The organism is Micromonospora sp. WMMA2032, from assembly GCF_002688545.1.
GTDB lineage: Bacteria > Actinomycetota > Actinomycetes > Mycobacteriales > Micromonosporaceae > Micromonospora > Micromonospora sediminicola.
The window spans coordinates 6,294,605-6,310,132 of sequence record NZ_CP024052.1; the positions used below are offsets into that span (position 1 = coordinate 6,294,605).

Here is a 15,528-nt window from a genome sequence, read left to right on the forward strand (position 1 = left end):
CGGCTATCCGCCGGCGACCGCGGCGCGCAGCTCGCCGAAGGCGGCGCCGAGCGTCTCCGGGGTGAAGTGGGCGTTCAGCCCGCTCGGGTTGGGCAGCACCCAGAGCCGGGCGGGCCCGAGCGGTTCCGGCTGCGGCCCGAACCCGGCCTTCGGCCGGACGAACCCGATCCGGTACGCGGTCACCCCGACCACCGCCACCCAGCGTGGCCGGTAGCGCTCGACCTTCGCGGTCAGCGCGCGGGCGCCGTCGACCAGTTCCTCGGCGGTCAGCTCGTCGGCGCGGGCGCTGGCCCGGGCCACCATGTTGGTGATGCCCAGTCCCAGCGCGGGCAGCGTGTCCTGTTCGCTGGGGTGCAGTTGGCGCGGGGTGAAGCCGCCGCGGTGCAGCGCCGGCCAGAACCGGTTGCCGGGGCGGGCGAAGTGCCAGCCGGTGGCGGCCGACCACAGGCCCGGGTTGATGCCGACGAAGAGCACGTCCAGCCCGGGCGCGATCACGTCGGGCAGCAGCCGGTCGGCCGCGGCGGCGAGCTGTTCCCGGCTGGGTCGGGGGTGGCGCCGGGCCGGTGTGCCCGGACCGGGCGCGGGTTCCGGCCGGCCGCCGGCCGGACGGCGTCGATCGCTCACCGAACCGCCCCCACCGGTCGCGAGGCCACCCCGGACGCCCTCACAGGCCGCGCAGGGCGCCGCCGTCGACCGGGACGCTCACCCCGGTGACGTAGCCGGCGGCGGGGGAGAGCAGGAACGCGGCCACCCGGCCGAACTCGGCCGGGTCGCCGATGCGGCGCAGCGGGATCGCCGCCTCGGCCTCGGCGCGGGCCCGGTCGGCGTTGCCGGCGGCGGCCAGCAGCTCCCGGTTGCGGTCCGTCATGATCCGCCCCGGCAGCAGGCTGAACACCCGTACGCCGCGCGGGCCGTACTCGTCGGCCATGTCCTTGGCCACGCCGGCCAGGCCGGGCCGCAGGCCGTTGGAGATGCCGAGGCCGGGCAGCGGCCCCCGGACCGAGGTGGAGAGCACCAGCCCGATCGCGCCGCCGTCGCCGAGCGCGCCGGCCACCGTGCGCGCGACCCGGACGCTGCCCAGGAAGACCGTTTCGAAGGACTCCCGCCACTGCGCGTCGGTGACCTCGGCGGCGGTGCCCCGGGGCGGGCCGCCGACCGAGACCAGCGCGCCGTCGAGCCGGCCGAAGTGCTCCCGGGCCGCCGCGACGAGCCGCTCCGGGGTGCCCGGGTCGGTGAGGTCGGCGGTCAGCCCGATCGCCCGCTCCGGGTCACCGAGCGCGTCGATCGCGGCGGCCACCCGTTCCGGGGCCCGAGCGGAGATCACCACGCGGGCGCCGTCGGCGACGAGCTGTTCGGCGGTGGCGAAGCCGAGGCCGCCGGAGGCGCCGGTGAGCACGTACACCCGGTCGGCGAGTCCGAGATCCATGCCTGCGATCCTGCCGTACCGCAGGGCGCGTGTCAGCGCGGGGCGGGTCGCAGCAGGCGTACCCGGCCGGCGAGCTGGGCGGCGACGGCGCCGCCGGCCCGGGCGACGGCCGGGAGGCGGCGGGGCCGGGGCGCGGTGCGGCCGTCGTAGCGGCTCGCGGCCTCGCGGGCGGCCACCTCCTCCGCGCCGAGCGGCGGCAGGGCGCCCCGGTCGCGCAGCTCGCGGGCCAGGTCCCAGCCGTCGCGCAGCGAGCCGTTGGTGGGCCGGCCGTCCGCCCAGCCGGTGAACGTGGCCGGCCAGTCGGCGCCGAGGCCGGCGGCGAGCAACGGCCAGTGCCGGGCCACGTCGCCGGCCCGCTTGCGCAGCAGCGCCCGGCGCGCGGCGTCGACCGGCGTCGGGGCGAAGCCGGGCGGCAGCGGCCCGCCCGCGACCAGCGCCGCCACCAGCTCGGCCTGTCGGGCCGCCAGGTCGCCGCTCACGTGACCACCGGATACCCGGAGGCGGTGGCGAGCGCGTCCAGCTCTCCACGCAGCTCGGCGGCGGGCGGGTAGTGGCCGTCGCGTTCCAGCAGCAGCGCCGGCGGGCGGCGTCGGGCGCACAGCTCACGGACCAGGTCGAGCACCTCGGCGGGGACCGGGTCGGTGTGCGTGTCGTGGTAGAAGCCGCCGGCCTCGGCGCCGCCGGCCACGTGCACGTAGGCGATCCGGTCCAGCGGCAGCCGGTCGAGCAGGGCGGTCGGGTCGCCGGCCCGGTTGCGGGCGTTGGCGTGCACGTTGGCGACGTCGAGCAGCAGCAGCGCGTCGGTGGCGGCGAGGATCTCGGTGAGGAAGTCGGCCTCGTCCAGCTCGTCGTCGGGCCAGTCGAAGAGCGCCGCGATCGGCTCCAGCGCCAGCGGCACCGGCAGCTCCGCCCGCGCCCGCCGCACGTTGGCCACCACCGCGGCCACCGCCTCCCGGCTGCGCGGCAGCGGCAGCAGGTGTCCGGCCTCCAACCCGCCGGCGCGCACGAACGCGATGTGCTCGCTGACCAGCGGCGCCTCCAGCGCCGCCGCCACCTGGGCCAGGTGCGCCACCCGGGCCGGGTCGACGGGTTCCGCGCCGCCGAGGGACAGCCGCACCCCGTGCGGTACGACGGTGACGCCGCGTTCGCGCAGCTCGGCCAGGCCGGCCGGGAGCGGACCGGTCGGGGCGACCGCCTCCGCGACCACCTCGACGAAGCGCAGCCCCGGCAGCCCGGCGACGAAGCCGGCGATCTCGGGACGCCAGCCGATGCCGACGCCGGACGGGGCGCTCATCCGCCGCACCCGCCACCGCCGCCGCAACCCCCGCCGCCACCGCAGGAGCTGCCGCCGGAGCAGGAGGAGCTGCCCCCGGAGCAGGAGCTGCCGCCGCCGCAGGAGGTGCCCGTGCTGCCCGCCGAGCCCATCGCCTGTCGCTGGATCTCGGCCTGCTCGGCGAAGCCCGGGTCCATCGTCCAGAGCGTGGCGGTGCCGAACAGGGCCACGCCCAGGGCCGCGTCCGACGGGCCGTACGTCGCGTACGCCGGTGCGGCGGCGGGCCGCAGCCAGGCGTGCCGGCGACGCAGGTCGCGCAGCGCGGCGGTGGCCGCCCGGGTGCGCCAGGGCACGCGGTTGAACAGAAGGAACGCGATGAACAGCGGGACCAGGGCGAGCATCAGGAAGCCGGCGGGCCGGCTGTGGGAGAGCCCGACGAAGGCGCGCAGGAAGCCGATCGCGAGCAGGACGCCGATCAGCACGGCGCCGCGCCGCAGTGCCCGGCGTCGGTCCGGGTCCAGGGCCAGGCCCCGGCGGACCAGGCCGTCGCGCAGCTCGTCGAGCGCGCGCCGGACCCACTCGTCGCGAGCCAGCTCGCGGGTGCGCAGGCCACGGGTGGCGGCGTGGTGGACGGCCTGGTCGAGCGGGGTGACGCCGGCCGGCAGCGGCCCACCGGGGGCGAGCCGCCGGTCCGGGTGCGCGCCGACCGCGCCGGCCCGGCGCAGCCCGCCGAGCGAGGTCCAGATCGCGAGCTGGTCGCCGCCGTTGAGGTACGCGACCTGCTGCGGTCCGAGCGCGCCGTGGTCGGTGACCGGGGTGCCGGCGAGCGCCCGGAACCGGTACACCGCCGTGCCCACGACCAGGACGACGGCGGCCACGAGGTACCAGCGCAGGAAGACGGGACCGGGAATGCCCCAGGTGTCGGCCGCGAGGACGGTCATGGGCTGCTCCTGTCGCGAGGGGGTCGCGGCTCATTGTGGAGCAGGAGCGCCAGTGTCGATCTCCGCGGAGGGCCGAGTTACCGGACCGAGACTCAGTGCCGGCGGACGGCCTCCTCGACCAGGTCGAGCACCCGGCTCAGGTCGCCGGCCGGGCGGCCCATCGCCAGGTGCAGCACCAGCCCGTCGTAGGCCAGCTCCAGGAACTGGGCCAGCACGTCGATCGGCACGTCGTCGCGGAGCACGCCGGCCTCGCGCTGGCGGAGCAGGCGTTCCCGGGTCGCCTCGGCGATGGCGGCCGAGCGTTCCGCCCAGCGCCGGGCGAAGGCCGGGTCGGTGCGCAGGCGGCGGGAGACCTCCAACTGGCTGCCGAGCCAGCCGGTGGTGTCCGGGGAGACGGCCCGGGCGAGCAGGTCGCGCATCACCTGGACCAGGCCGTTGCGCGCGACGGTCTCGACCATGGCGGCGGCGTCGTCCTCGGCCACGGCGAGGAAGAGCGAGTCCTTGTCCCGGAAGTGGTGGAAGATCGCGCCCCGGGACAGGCCGGTGGCCTCCTCCAGCCGTCGCACGGTCGCGCCCTCGTAGCCGTGCCGGGCGAAACACGCCCGCGCGGCGCCCAGGATCTCCTGTCGGCGCGCGTCGAGCTGGTCCTGACTTACTCTGGGCACGGGAACGATCGTCGCAGGTGGAGACGGTCGACGCAAACCGTACGTACGGCTTGGGAGAGGGTTCGCTAACATCCCGGTCGTGTCGCTCCCCTCCCGTCCGCTGACCGTCGCCGCCGTGCAGGCCGAACCCGTGCCCGGCGACGTCGCCGGCAACGCCCGCACCGCCGCGCGCCTGGTCGGGCGCGCCGGCGCCCGCGTCGTGGTGCTGCCGGAGCTGTTCCTGCCGGCGTACCACCCGCCGACGCTGGGCGCCGACCCGGCCGGGACGGACGTGGCCGCCGACCCCGACGGCCGGGTCGACGACCCGAGGCTGGACCCGCTGCGTGACGCCGCCCGGGAGACGGGAGCCGCGGTGGTGATCGGGGCGGCGGTCCGGCAGCCCGACCGGCGGCGCACCATCTCGTCGCTGGTGGTGGACCCGACCGGCGCGGTCACCGTCGGGTACGACAAGCAGCAGCTCTGGAGCGGCGAGCGCGAGCTGTTCGACGCCGGCCGGCGGGGCGCCACGCTGGTGGTCGAGCAGTGGCGGTTCGGCCTGGGCATCTGCTACGACGGCTGCTTCCCGGAGCACGGCCGGGCCGCGGCGGGCGACGGCGCGCACGGCTACCTCTGCCCGAGCGGCTACCTGGCCGGCTCCGCGCACCGCCGCGACCTCTACTACGCCGCCCGCGCGCTGGACAACACGATGTACGTGGTCTTCGCCAACGCGGTCGGCGGCGCCGATCCCTGGCGGTTCAACGGTGGCGCGGCGGTCTACGACCCGGAGGGCCGACCGCTGGCCCGGGGCGCGGACACCGGCGAGGACGTGCTGGTGGCCACGCTGGACCCGGAGGCTCTGGCGGCCACCCGCGCGGCCCACACCATGCTGCTCGACCGGCCCGCCGACGGCGGCGACCCGCGGGCGTCACTCGTCGCCTGAGCGCGCGGGGGGACCCTCGGCCCTGTCGGTGCTCCGACCCTTCCCGTAGGGTGCCCAAGTGCCGTTGCTCCTGCTCGATCTGGACAACACCCTGCTGGACCGCGACGGGCCGTTCCGCTCCTGGGGAGAACGCTTCCTGGAGGGCATCGGCGCGCCGCCCACCGACCTCGACTGGCTGGTCTCCGTCGACGCGGACGGGCTGACCAACCGCTGGGACGTGGCCGACGCCATCCGTGACCGCTACCGCCTGCGCATCCCCTCGATCGACCTGGTCGACGAGCTGCACGACGGGGTGGGGGCGCTCATGCGGCTGGACCCGTTGGTGGCGTGCGCGTTGCGGATCGCCGCCGACGCCGGCTGGGTGCCGGTCGTGGTCACCAACGGCACCGCCCGGCAGGACGACACCAAGATTCGCAAGACCGGTCTGGACCGCTACGTCGCCGACTGGGTGATCTCCGAGGAGGCCGGCGTCAGCAAGCCGAACCCGCGCATCTTCGCGCTCGCCGCGCAGCGGGCCCGGATGCCGCTGCGCGGCGCGTGGGTGATCGGCGACAGTCCGGAGGCGGACATCGGCGGCGCGACCGCGGTGGGCCTGCCCAGCGTCTGGCTGCACCGGGGGCGTCGCTGGTCGGACACCCGGTTCGCGCCGACCCGGGTCGAGGACGGGCTGATCCCGGCCGTGGCCGCCGTGCTGGCGGGCTGAGCGCGGCGGGGTCGAAAACCGGTTGCGCCGTCCGGCGCGGCGCACGAGCATGGTGCCGCGCGAGGGCGCAGCCGGGTGTCGCCCGGTCGAGGAGAGGAGGTCGGTCATGGCCGTCTTTGCAGGGTCGTTCCACCTGCCTCCACCAGCCTCGATCGAAGGACAGATCCACCCGTGCGCGATCACGACATCCCGGCGCCGCAGCGCCGTGGCCGCGGCAAGAGCCGCTTCGACGACGACGAGCCCGATTTCCTGAAGCGGGGGCGGCACGCCCCGCCGACCCTCACCGACCCCGACGCCGAGCCCGACGCGGAGGACAGCTGGTCCTCCTGGGACCAGGCGGTCCACGGCCCCGAGCCGCATCCCGACTGGCTGGTCACCGAGCTGGCCGCCCGGGACACCGAACTCGGGGTGCTGAAGACCGGCAAGGAGGCGGACGTCCACCTGGTCCGCCGTGCCGTGCCGGACACCGACCGTGCCTGTCTGCTGGCGGTCAAGCGCTACCGCGACGCCCAGCACCGGCTCTTCCACCGCGACGCCGGCTACCTGGAGGGCCGCCGGGTCCGCCGGTCGCGGGAGATGCGGGCGATGGCCGGCCGCACCGCGTTCGGCCGGCAGATGATCGCCGGGCAGTGGGCGGCGGCCGAGTTCGCCGCGCTGTCCCGGCTGTGGGAGATCGGCGCCGCCTCCGGGCGGATCGCCGTGCCCTATCCCGTCCAGCTGCTCGGCACCGAGCTGATGCTGGAGTTCGTCGGCGACGCCGAGGCGGGGGAGGCCGCGCCCCGGCTGGCCCAGGTCCGACCCACCGACGACGGGCTGCGCGACCTGTGGGAGCAGCTGGTCGAGGCCCTGCTGGTGCTGGCCCGGGCCGGGTACGCCCACGGCGACCTGTCGCCGTACAACCTCCTGGTGCACGCGGGCCGGCTGGTCATGATCGATCTGCCGCAGGTGGTCGACGTGGTGGCCAATCCGCAGGGGGCCGAGTTCCTGGCCCGCGACGTGCGGGTGGTGGCCGCCTGGTTCACCGCCCGCGGACTGCCCGCCGCCGACACCGACCCGGTGGCGCTGACCGAGGTGCTGCTCCGGGAGGCGGGGATCCGCTGACCACCGGGTGTCCCGGGCGGGAGTCGTCCCGCCCGGGACCTCGGCTCACTGCAGGTAGCGCTCGACCTCCGGCACCGGGCGCTCGCCCTGGGCGTCCGGGTCGCCGTGCGCCTGCCGGGCGGCCCGGCGGCGACGGAGCAGGTCCCAGCACTGGTCCAGGGACTCCTCCAGGGCGCGCAGCCGCTCCCGGGCCTCGTCGTCGGTGCCGGCCTCGTGCTGCTGCGCGTCGGAGCGCAGCCGGTGCTCCTCGTCGACGAGTTCCGAGATCCGGCTCAGGATGGTCTTGTCGTCCATGCCCGAAGCTTGGCACAGCGGACGCGCCCGCGCCCGCGTTCCCGGGGGACGACGCCCGGGCACCAGAAAGACTTCCCGCGTGACGCACGTCCCACTGGCTCCATTCTCGACAAAGAGAATGTTGTTACGTGAAATATCCTCCGCCCCGTCTTTTGATTCGTCGCTCAGGATGGCATGCTCACGAGCAACGTTCACGGGTCGCGATGGGGTGGCGACCCTCAGCAACCCGAGGGAGCGTTCAGGTGGCCGATTCGTCCGGCCCGTACCGGCCTGCCGGTCGCCCGCACACCGTGCCGTTGCGTCAGATCCTGCCCGCCGTCCTGCGCGACCCGGCCCGGGCGCTGATCGACGTCGGTAACCGCACCGGCGGCGACCTGGTCCGGCTCAACCTCGGCTCGTTCCGCCCCTACCTGGTCACCCACCCCCGGCACGTGCAGCACGTGCTGCGGGACCGGGCGGACAACTACGAGCGGGCCGGCGACGGACTGTTCTGGCGCCCGGTCAAGCGACTGTTCGGCGAGGGCATCCTCGGCGAGGGCCAGATCTGGTCGGCCAGCCGCCGGATGCTCCAGCCGATGTTCACCGCGAAGCGGGTCGAGGCGCTCGTCGACGGCATGGCGGACGCCGTCCGGGACGCGGTCGACGAGCTGGACGAGCCCTGTCGCGCGGGCCGGCCGGTGGACATCGGCGTCGAGCAGGCCCGCATCGTCAGCCGGGCGATCATGAAGGTGCTCTTCGCCGACCGCATCTCGGTGCCGGACGCGATGCGGGTGATCGACGCCCAGGACCGGATCGCCACCGCCGTCATCCCGCGGATCGTGGTGCCGTTCGCGCCGCTGTCGCTGCCGATGCCGGGAGACCGCGCGTTCCGCCGCGCGGTACGCGTCGTCGACGACGTGCTGGTGCCGATCGTCCGGCAGACCCGTGACGCCGCCGACCAGGGCGACGACATCATCTCCACGCTCTGGCGGGCCCGCACCGACGACGGCCGGCAGCTCGACGAGCGGCAGGTCCGCAACGACACCGTGGCCATGTTCGCCGCCACCACCGAGACCACCATCAACGTGCTCACCTGGGCCTGGCCGCACCTGCACCAGCATCCCGAGGTCGCCGAGCGGCTCTACGCCGAGATCGACGAGGTGGTCGGCGCCGGGCCGGTACGCCGGGAGCACCTGAACCGGCTCACCTACACCCGGATGGTGCTGGACGAGTTGCTGCGGCTCTACCCGATCGGCTGGATCATCCCGCGTCGCGCGGTCGCCGCGGACGTCATCGACGGCGTGCCGATCGAGGCCGGCGCCACCATGGCGGTCAGCCCGCTGATCACCCAACGGATGCGGCAGTTCTGGGACCGCCCGGACGAGTTCGACCCGGAGCGGTTCCGCCCGGAGCGGGTCCGCGCCCGCCACCGCTACGCCCACTTCCCGTTCGGCGGCGGTCCGCACCAGTGCCTCGGCATGTACCTGTTCTATCTGGAGGCCCAGCTCATCCTCGCCACGATGCTGAGTCGCTACCGCTTCCGGCTGGACCGCACCGACGTGCCCGGGTTGCGGCTGGCGGCGGCGCTGCGGCCACGCCGGCGGGTCGAGCTGACCCTGCTCGCCGCCGGCCGGGCGGAGCCGGCGTGACCGGCGGACCGCTGCCGGATCCCATCGCCGCCGCCGCCGAGCAGGGACGGATCTGCGCGCTCGCCGCGCACGGTCAGCGCGGCCTGCGCCGGGCCGCGGCCGCGCACCCCGACCTGTTCCCCGGCGAGCCGTTCGACGCCACCCTGTTCAGCAGCATCGCCTCGGCGATGGCGTTCAGCGCCCCCTGGCACACCGCCGCGGAGCTGGCGGTCACCAACCGCGCGGTGCTCTGGGGGTTCGCCGTCGACTGGCTGGTCGACCACGAGGCGACCAGTCGGTCCGAGGTCGACCGGATCTCCGACACCTGCCTGGCCGTGCTCGACGGCGCGGACGCCGACGACCCGCTCGGCCGGTTCCTCGCCGAGCTGCGCGACGACGTCGCCGCCGCGCCCGCCTACCCGGCGCTGCGCGGACGCTGGCGGGCCACGATGGAGCGCACGGTGCGGGCGATGGCCCGGGAGTGGACCTGGCGGCGCACCACCCGGCCCACGCTCGCCGACTACCTCGACAACGCGGACAACCTCGCCGCCACCGTGGTCGACGTGGCCCACTGGATCCACACCGGATCGGTCGTCGACCCCGCCGCGCTGGACCGGCTGATCGAGGTCGCCGACGAGGTGCAGCGGGCCCTACGGCTGGTCAACGACCTCGGCACGCACCGGCGGGACGCGGAGTCGGGCGACCTCAACGCGTTGCTGCTGGTCGACGACCCGGCCGAGGTCGAACGGCGGTTCGCCGAGCAGGTCGACCACTGCCGCGTACGGCTGGCGAAGCTGGCGGACGAGTCGCCCCGGGAGGCCGAGTTCCTGTCCCGGCAGCTCGGCTTCACCACCGGGTTCTACCGGCACACCGACTTCTGGGGCGTGCGGTGAGCCTCACCGCCGAGCCGGAGACCCGGGTCGGGCCCGCGCCCGAGCCGGTCGGCGCGCTCGTGGACGACTCGGCGGGAGGGACCTCGCCGTCGGTGTACGAGACCGGTCGGCTGGTCGCGCTGGCGCCCTGGCTGCCCGGCCACGGCGAGCGGCTGGCCTGGCTGCTCGACGGGCAGCGCCCGGACGGCGGGTGGGGCGCTCCCGGCGGCTACGCGATCGTGCCGACGCTGAGCGCGGTCGAGGCGCTCCTGACCGACCTGCGCCGCGGCGGACCGGCCCCGCAGTCGGTGGCCGCCGCCGCGCACCGGGGCCTGGCGTTCCTGGCCGCCGCGCTGCGCGCCGAGACCCCGCCCGACCTGCCGGCCACCGACCTGATCGTGCCGGCGCTGCTGGCCGCCGTCGACCGGCTCGTCGACGCGCCGGCGGGTCCGCCGCCCGGGCTGGCCGACTGGGCCGGCCGGCCCCGCCTGCCGCTGCCGGCCGGTCTGGACCCGAACCGGCTGACCCGGGTACGCGGACTGCTGGCCGCCGGGCGGCCCGTGCCGGAGAAACTGGCGCACGCCCTGGAGGTGGCCGGCGAGTTGGCGTACCGGGCGCCGGGCGTGCGTCCCTCGGCCAGCGGGGCGGTGGGCGCCTCACCGGCCGCCACCGCCGCCTGGCTCGGCCGGCCCGAGCCGGGCCCCGCCCTGGACTACCTGTACGCGGTCGCCCGGTCGGGTCCGGTGCCCTGTGCCAGCCCGATCACCGTCTTCGAGCGGGCGTGGGTGCTCGCCGTCCTGGTCCGGGCCGGCGTCCCGGTGCGCGTGCCCGAGCGGGTGCTGACCGGGCTGCGCGCCGCCGTCGGCGCGTCCGGCGCGGCCACCGCGCCCGGGCTGCCGGCCGACGCCGACACCACCTCCGTGGCGCTCTACGCGCTCGCCCGGTTGGGCCGGTCGCCCGGCGTGGGCGCGCTCGCCGGATACGACACCGGGCGGCACTTCTGCACCTGGCCGGGGGAGGACGGGGCGTCGCTGACCACCAACGCGCACGTGCTCGACGCGCTCGGTGAGCACCCGAGCCGGCCGGGCGTGACGGCGGCCCGGCGCCGGGTCACCGACTGGCTGGTCGGGCGGCAGGAGCCGGACGGGCGGTGGGAGGACCGGTGGCACGCCTCGGCCTACTACGCCACGTATGCGGTGCTGCTCGCGCTGGCCGACCACGCGCCCGACGGCGCGGCGCGGACCGCGGTCGAGCGGGGCGTCGGCTGGCTGCTGGCGACCCAGCGGCCGGACGGCTCCTGGGGACGCTGGCGCGGCACCGCCGAGGAGACCGCGTACGCGGTGCTCGCCCTGGCCGGCGCGGGCCGCGCGGGCGATGCCCGGATCGGCGCGGCGCTGGCCCGGGGGCGGGCTCTCCTGTCCGACCTGGACGGACGCGACGGCGGTCCGGCACTGTGGCACGACAAGGACCTCTACCGCCCGACGCTGATCGTGCGCGCGGCGGTGCTGGCCGCCTCGGGGCACGCCGGTCGGGCGTCGGCGCACCCGGAGGCCACCATGATCAGGATCGCTTGAATGGAGTTCACGACGGCTGCTAGCGTGCGCCGGAGTCGATCGGATTTCGGACCGACCGAAGACCGGGCCAGGACGGTGTGATGCGTTCCCGCAGTACGAATCTCCGTACGAAGATCATCGCCCTGCTGGCGTCGCTGACCGCGCTCTGGGCGTTCGCGGCCTGGGTGACCGTGCGCGACGGGTTCAACCTGCTCGGCGTGCAGGCGCTCAACGCCCGGGTGTTCGAGCCGAGCGATCCGCTGTTGCTCGAGTTGCAGAACGAGCGCCGGCTGTCGCTGCGCTACCTGGGTGAGTCCGACCCCGGGCAGTTGCAGGAGTTGCAGGCCCAGCGGGCGCGCACCGACGAGACCGCCACCGCGCTGTGGGATTCGGTGCAGGACTGGCGTACCGAGGTGCCGGCCAGCGACGAGCTGGAGCAGCGGCTCGCCGAGCTGAAGACCGAGCTGGGTCAGCTCGTCCAGGTCCGCGAGGAGGTCGGCCGCAAGACCATCGACCGGACCGCGACGTTGGCGGCCTACGACGAGGCGGTCGACGGCATCTTCGCCGTCTTCGACGCGCTCGGCGGCCTCGACGACGACCAGATCGCCCGGGACACCGCCGCGCTCATCGACCTGAACCGCTCCCGGGAGCTGCTGTCCCAACAGGACGCCCTGCTCACCGGCGCGGTCTCGGCCAACCGGCTGACCGTCGCCGAGCAGACCGCGATCGCCCGGCTGGTCGGCGCCCAGTGGTTCCTCGCCGACCGCACCGCCCGGGAACTCGCCCCGACCGACCGGACCCGCTACCAGCAGATGGTCGACGGCGAGGCGTTCGTCGCGCTCCGGACCCTCCAGGACCGGGTGCTGGCGGCCAAGGGTGAGGACGTGCGCCCGCCGATCACCGCCGCCGCCTGGCGGGCCGCCGCCGAGCCGGCGATGGCCGACCTGCGCGAGGTGATCCTCGCGGGTGGTGAGGACATCGTCGCGCGGGCCACCCCGGTCGCCGTCGGCGTCATCGTCCGGCTGGTCCTCGCCGCCGGTCTCGGCCTGATCGCCGTCGTCGCGTCCGTGATCGTCTCGATCACCACGGCCCGGTCGCTGGTCCGGCAGCTCGAACGGTTGCGCGGGGCCGCCATCCGGCTGGCCGACGAGCGGCTGCCCAGCGTGGTGGAGCGACTGGGGCACGGCGAGGAGGTGGACGTCGCCCGGGAAGCGCCGCCGTTGCAGTTCGGCGACGACGAGATCGGCCAGGTCGGCAGGGCCTTCAACCGGGTGCAGGAGACCGCCGTCCGCACCGCCGTCGAGCAGGCCGAGCTGCGCCGCAGCGTCCGCGACGTGTTCCTCAGCCTGGCCCGGCGCACCCAGGCGCTGGTGCACCGCCAGCTCACCCTGCTCGACGCCATGGAACGCCGGGAGCACGACGCCGAGGAGCTGGAGGACCTGTTCCGGGTCGACCACCTGGCCACCCGGATGCGGCGCAACGCGGAGAACCTGATCGTGCTCTCCGGCTCGACGCCGGGCCGTGCCTGGCGGCGCAACGTGCCGATGGTCGACGTGGTGCGCGGCGCGGTCGCCGAGGTCGAGGACTACACCCGGGTGACCGTGCGACCGCTGGGCCCGGTGTCGCTGACCGGCCGGGCCGTCGGTGACGTGATCCACCTGCTGGCCGAGCTGATCGAGAACGGCCTCTCCTTCTCCCCGCCGCAGACCACCGTGGAGGTGCGCGGCCAGCTCGTCGGCAACGGCTTCGCCATCGAGATCGAGGACCGTGGCCTCGGCATGAGCGGCGACGAGCTGGCCGCCGCCAACGCGCGCATCGTCGACCGGTCCGAGCTGAACCTGGCGGACGCGGCCCGGCTCGGCCTGTTCGTGGTCAGCCGGCTCACCGAGCGGCACGGCGTGAAGGTCCAGCTCCGGGAGTCCGCGTACGGCGGCACGACAGCGGTGGTGCTGATCCCGCGCGAACTGATCACCGTGGACGGCGACCCGGGCGGGTCCGTCGACATGACGGCGGGCCCGGTCGCCCCGGCGCTGCCGGCGGCCGCCGAGCCGGCCGCCCCGCCCGCCGCGGACCCGGTCGCGGCCCCGACCGCCGCGGCCGGCGACGCCGCGACCGAGCCGACCGAGCCGACCGACGACGGTACGACCGCGGCCGAACCGGAACCGCAGGCGCCTCGGCTGACTCCCTCCGGGCTGCCGGCCCGTACCCGCAAACGGCAGCCCGCGGTCGCCGCGCCGACCGCGGAGCTGGCCGTGGTCGAACCCCCCGCGGCGCCGTCCGCGACCGAGGAGGTCCCGGCGGTGACCGACGCCGGGTTGCCGGTCCGGGTACGCCAGGCCAGCCTCAATCCGGAGCTGCGCAACGACCAGAGCGAGGCGGAGGACGACGGGGCGGACGACACGGCGCGCCCGCCGGAGCAGGTGCGCCGGATGATGAGCTCCTACCAGAGCGGCACCCGACGTGGCCGCACCGACGCGGCACGCCTGCTCGGCGGGGCGCGTGGGGCCGGCGGCGCGCCCGCCGACGAGAACGAGCAGGCCACCTGACCGGGGCCGTCGACGCGACGGGACCGGGACGAGAACGGCACCAGCCGGGGAGAAGAGGACGACGAGTGGCGCAGAAGACGGCTTCGAGCGCGGATCTGGCGTGGCTGCTGGATGACCTGGTCGGCCGGGTCAAGCAGGCGGAACACGCCGTGGCGCTCTCCACGGACGGACTGCTGATGGCCTCGTCCCGCGGCCTCAGCCGGGACGACGGCGAGCACCTGGCGGCCATGGCGGCGGGCATCCAGAGCCTGGCGCGCGGGGCGGGCAAGCGGTTCGGCGGCGGTCAGGTACAGCAGACCATCATCGAGATGCAGTCCTCCTTCCTCTTCGTCACCGCGGCCGGCCGCAACGCCTGCCTGGCGGTGCTGGCGGCGGAGGACGCGGACGTCGGCCTGATCGCGTACGAGATGGCCATGCTGGTCACCCGGGTCGGCCGGTTCGTGGCATCACCGACCCGGGAACAGCCCCTCGGCGAGAACACGGCGCGATGACCGGCCCGGGGGAGTCCGCGGAGCAGGAGTGGGTGGACGACCACGCCGGCCCGGTGGTGCGCCCGTACGCCGTGACCGGAGGCCGGGCCCGCCCGGTCACCGGGACGTTCGACCTGATCTCCCTGGTCAGCGCGACCCGCACGGATGTGGGGTCGGAGTCCGGGCTCGGCCCGGAGCACGTGGCGATCGTCGGCCTCTGCCAGCGGATCCAGTCCGTGGCCGAGATCGCCGCCCATCTCAACCTGCCGGTGGGCACGGTCCGGGTCCTCCTCGGAGACCTCGCCGCCCGCAGCCTGGTGCAGGTACGCGAGCCGCGCGCCACCCCCGCCGGCCTTCCCGACGAGCACGTTTTCGAGGCGGTAATCAATGGACTACGGGCGCTCTGAGCGGCCGGCGGGAGCGGCGCCGCTGCCCACCGCGATCAAGATCCTGATCGCCGGCGGGTTCGGCGTGGGCAAGACCACCCTGGTCGGCGCGGTCAGCGAGACCCGGCCGCTGCGCACCGAAGAGGTGCTGACCGAGACCGGCATCGGCATCGACGACCTGTCCGGTGTGGAGGAGAAGTCGACCACCACCGTGGCGATGGACTTCGGCCGCATCACCATCAGCGACGACCTGGTGCTCTACCTGTTCGGCACGCCCGGGCAGGACCGGTTCTGGTTCGTCTGGGACGAGCTGGCGCTCGGCGCGCTCGGCGCGGTGGTGCTCGCCGACACCCGCCGGCTGGCCGACTGCTTCCCGTCGATCGACTACTTCGAGGGCCGGGGCACGCCGTTCGTGGTGGCGGTGAACTGCTTCGAGGGCGCCCGGACGTTCCGGCTCGACGAGGTGCAGGCGGCGCTGGACCTGGACCCGGGCGTGCCGGTGGTGCTGTGCGACGCGCGGGAGCGGGACTCGGCCAAGGAGGTGCTGATCACGCTGCTGGAGCACGCCATGAAGCTGCGGGAGGCACGCCGACGAGCCGCCGGCGACTGACAGTCACCACGCACGGAAGAAGGCATCACTCTTCCGGGATATACCTGAGCGTCATAAATATGACACTGAGGTATATCGCTCGTCACGGCCTGCGCCGATCGGAGTCGACACGCCGCGGCGCCAGCCTCTGGCCCGCGGGCACCGGGGCCGGCCGACCAGCGG

General features: G+C 75.3%; 17 protein-coding genes. 10 read left to right on the forward strand and 7 right to left on the reverse strand.

What is annotated here, in order from left to right; genetic code table 11:
• Positions 1-3 precede the first annotated feature (3 nt).
• The 6 genes from mug to CO540_RS29275 all read right to left on the reverse strand — a co-directional run bounded on the left by mug (position 4) and on the right by CO540_RS29275 (position 4,305).
• Entirely contained in the window at positions 4-624 is a 621-nt protein-coding gene (mug, locus tag CO540_RS29250) for a G/U mismatch-specific DNA glycosylase (RefSeq protein ID WP_091573427.1), read from the reverse strand.
• Between the two features lie 40 nt (positions 625-664).
• Positions 665-1,426 carry an SDR family oxidoreductase gene (locus tag CO540_RS29255; RefSeq protein ID WP_091573428.1) on the reverse strand — a complete coding sequence of 254 codons (762 nt, stop codon included), beginning with the start codon at positions 1,424-1,426 and terminating at the stop codon, positions 665-667.
• A gap of 32 nt (positions 1,427-1,458) precedes the next feature.
• A complete protein-coding gene (locus tag CO540_RS29260) occupies positions 1,459-1,905 on the reverse strand; it encodes a hypothetical protein (protein WP_099164404.1) in 447 nt (148 codons plus the stop codon).
• Positions 1,902-2,720, reverse strand: coding sequence for a DUF692 family multinuclear iron-containing protein (locus CO540_RS29265; protein WP_099165015.1), 819 nt, complete (start codon positions 2,718-2,720; stop codon positions 1,902-1,904). Before CO540_RS29265 ends, CO540_RS29260 begins: the two co-directional genes overlap by 4 nt.
• Positions 2,717-3,640, reverse strand: a complete 924-nt coding sequence (locus tag CO540_RS29270; protein WP_099164405.1) for a TIGR04222 domain-containing membrane protein — start codon at positions 3,638-3,640, stop codon at positions 2,717-2,719. The genes CO540_RS29265 and CO540_RS29270 overlap by 4 nt, the downstream gene beginning before the upstream one ends.
• Before the next feature lie 92 nt (positions 3,641-3,732).
• A complete protein-coding gene (locus CO540_RS29275; protein ID WP_091573431.1) occupies positions 3,733-4,305 on the reverse strand; it encodes a TetR/AcrR family transcriptional regulator in 573 nt (190 codons plus the stop codon).
• A gap of 79 nt (positions 4,306-4,384) precedes the next feature.
• On the opposite strand from CO540_RS29275, the gene CO540_RS29280 reads away from it, so the two are divergent.
• From CO540_RS29280 to CO540_RS29290, 3 genes are all read left to right on the forward strand, one after another.
• The gene (locus tag CO540_RS29280; RefSeq protein WP_253866272.1) at positions 4,385-5,224 is read left to right on the forward strand and encodes a carbon-nitrogen hydrolase family protein; all 840 of its coding nucleotides are present in this window, start codon (positions 4,385-4,387) and stop codon (positions 5,222-5,224) included.
• A 58-nt stretch (positions 5,225-5,282) separates the two neighbouring features.
• Entirely contained in the window at positions 5,283-5,927 is a 645-nt protein-coding gene (locus CO540_RS29285) for an HAD family hydrolase (RefSeq protein WP_099164407.1), read from the forward strand.
• 171 nt (positions 5,928-6,098) lie between these two features.
• A complete protein-coding gene (locus CO540_RS29290; RefSeq protein WP_099164408.1) occupies positions 6,099-7,028 on the forward strand; it encodes a serine protein kinase RIO in 930 nt (309 codons plus the stop codon).
• A 45-nt stretch (positions 7,029-7,073) separates the two neighbouring features.
• Here CO540_RS29290 and CO540_RS29295 read toward each other — a convergent pair whose 3' ends face one another.
• A complete protein-coding gene (locus CO540_RS29295) occupies positions 7,074-7,322 on the reverse strand; it encodes a DUF2630 family protein (RefSeq protein WP_091573435.1) in 249 nt (82 codons plus the stop codon).
• Between the two features lie 290 nt (positions 7,323-7,612).
• On the opposite strand from CO540_RS29295, the gene CO540_RS29300 reads away from it, so the two are divergent.
• From CO540_RS29300 to CO540_RS29330, 7 genes are all read left to right on the forward strand, one after another.
• Positions 7,613-8,950 (forward strand): cytochrome P450, encoded by a 1,338-nt coding sequence (locus CO540_RS29300; protein ID WP_172968091.1) that lies wholly within the window; start codon positions 7,613-7,615, stop codon positions 8,948-8,950.
• The gene (locus CO540_RS29305; protein ID WP_099164410.1) at positions 8,947-9,822 is read left to right on the forward strand and encodes a terpene synthase family protein; all 876 of its coding nucleotides are present in this window, start codon (positions 8,947-8,949) and stop codon (positions 9,820-9,822) included. The genes CO540_RS29300 and CO540_RS29305 overlap by 4 nt, the downstream gene beginning before the upstream one ends.
• Positions 9,819-11,375, forward strand: a complete 1,557-nt coding sequence (locus tag CO540_RS29310) for a prenyltransferase/squalene oxidase repeat-containing protein (protein ID WP_099164411.1) — start codon at positions 9,819-9,821, stop codon at positions 11,373-11,375. Before CO540_RS29305 ends, CO540_RS29310 begins: the two co-directional genes overlap by 4 nt.
• Positions 11,376-11,455: 80 nt before the next feature.
• Positions 11,456-13,900 (forward strand): nitrate- and nitrite sensing domain-containing protein, encoded by a 2,445-nt coding sequence (locus CO540_RS29315; protein WP_099164412.1) that lies wholly within the window; start codon positions 11,456-11,458, stop codon positions 13,898-13,900.
• A 65-nt stretch (positions 13,901-13,965) separates the two neighbouring features.
• Entirely contained in the window at positions 13,966-14,391 is a 426-nt protein-coding gene (locus CO540_RS29320) for a roadblock/LC7 domain-containing protein (RefSeq protein ID WP_091573440.1), read from the forward strand.
• Complete coding sequence (locus CO540_RS29325) at positions 14,388-14,777, forward strand: DUF742 domain-containing protein (RefSeq protein ID WP_091573441.1); 390 nt, start codon at positions 14,388-14,390, stop codon at positions 14,775-14,777. Before CO540_RS29320 ends, CO540_RS29325 begins: the two co-directional genes overlap by 4 nt.
• Positions 14,758-15,366 carry an ATP/GTP-binding protein gene (locus CO540_RS29330; protein WP_091573442.1) on the forward strand — a complete coding sequence of 203 codons (609 nt, stop codon included), beginning with the start codon at positions 14,758-14,760 and terminating at the stop codon, positions 15,364-15,366. The genes CO540_RS29325 and CO540_RS29330 overlap by 20 nt, the downstream gene beginning before the upstream one ends.
• Positions 15,367-15,528 lie beyond the last annotated feature (162 nt).

Excerpts from the sequence above, each read along its gene's own strand:
- CO540_RS29255 (WP_091573428.1), bottom strand. The coding sequence starts at position 1,426 with ATGGATCTCGGACTCGCCGACCGGGTGTACGTGCTCACCGGCGCCTCC.
- CO540_RS29265 (WP_099165015.1), bottom strand. The coding sequence starts at position 2,720 with ATGAGCGCCCCGTCCGGCGTCGGCATCGGCTGGCGTCCCGAGATCGCC.
- CO540_RS29270 (WP_099164405.1), bottom strand. The coding sequence starts at position 3,640 with ATGACCGTCCTCGCGGCCGACACCTGGGGCATTCCCGGTCCCGTCTTC.
- CO540_RS29295 (WP_091573435.1), bottom strand. The coding sequence starts at position 7,322 with ATGGACGACAAGACCATCCTGAGCCGGATCTCGGAACTCGTCGACGAG.
- CO540_RS29315 (WP_099164412.1), top strand. The coding sequence starts at position 11,456 with ATGCGTTCCCGCAGTACGAATCTCCGTACGAAGATCATCGCCCTGCTG.
- CO540_RS29325 (WP_091573441.1), top strand. The coding sequence starts at position 14,388 with ATGACCGGCCCGGGGGAGTCCGCGGAGCAGGAGTGGGTGGACGACCAC.
- CO540_RS29330 (WP_091573442.1), top strand. The coding sequence starts at position 14,758 with ATGGACTACGGGCGCTCTGAGCGGCCGGCGGGAGCGGCGCCGCTGCCC.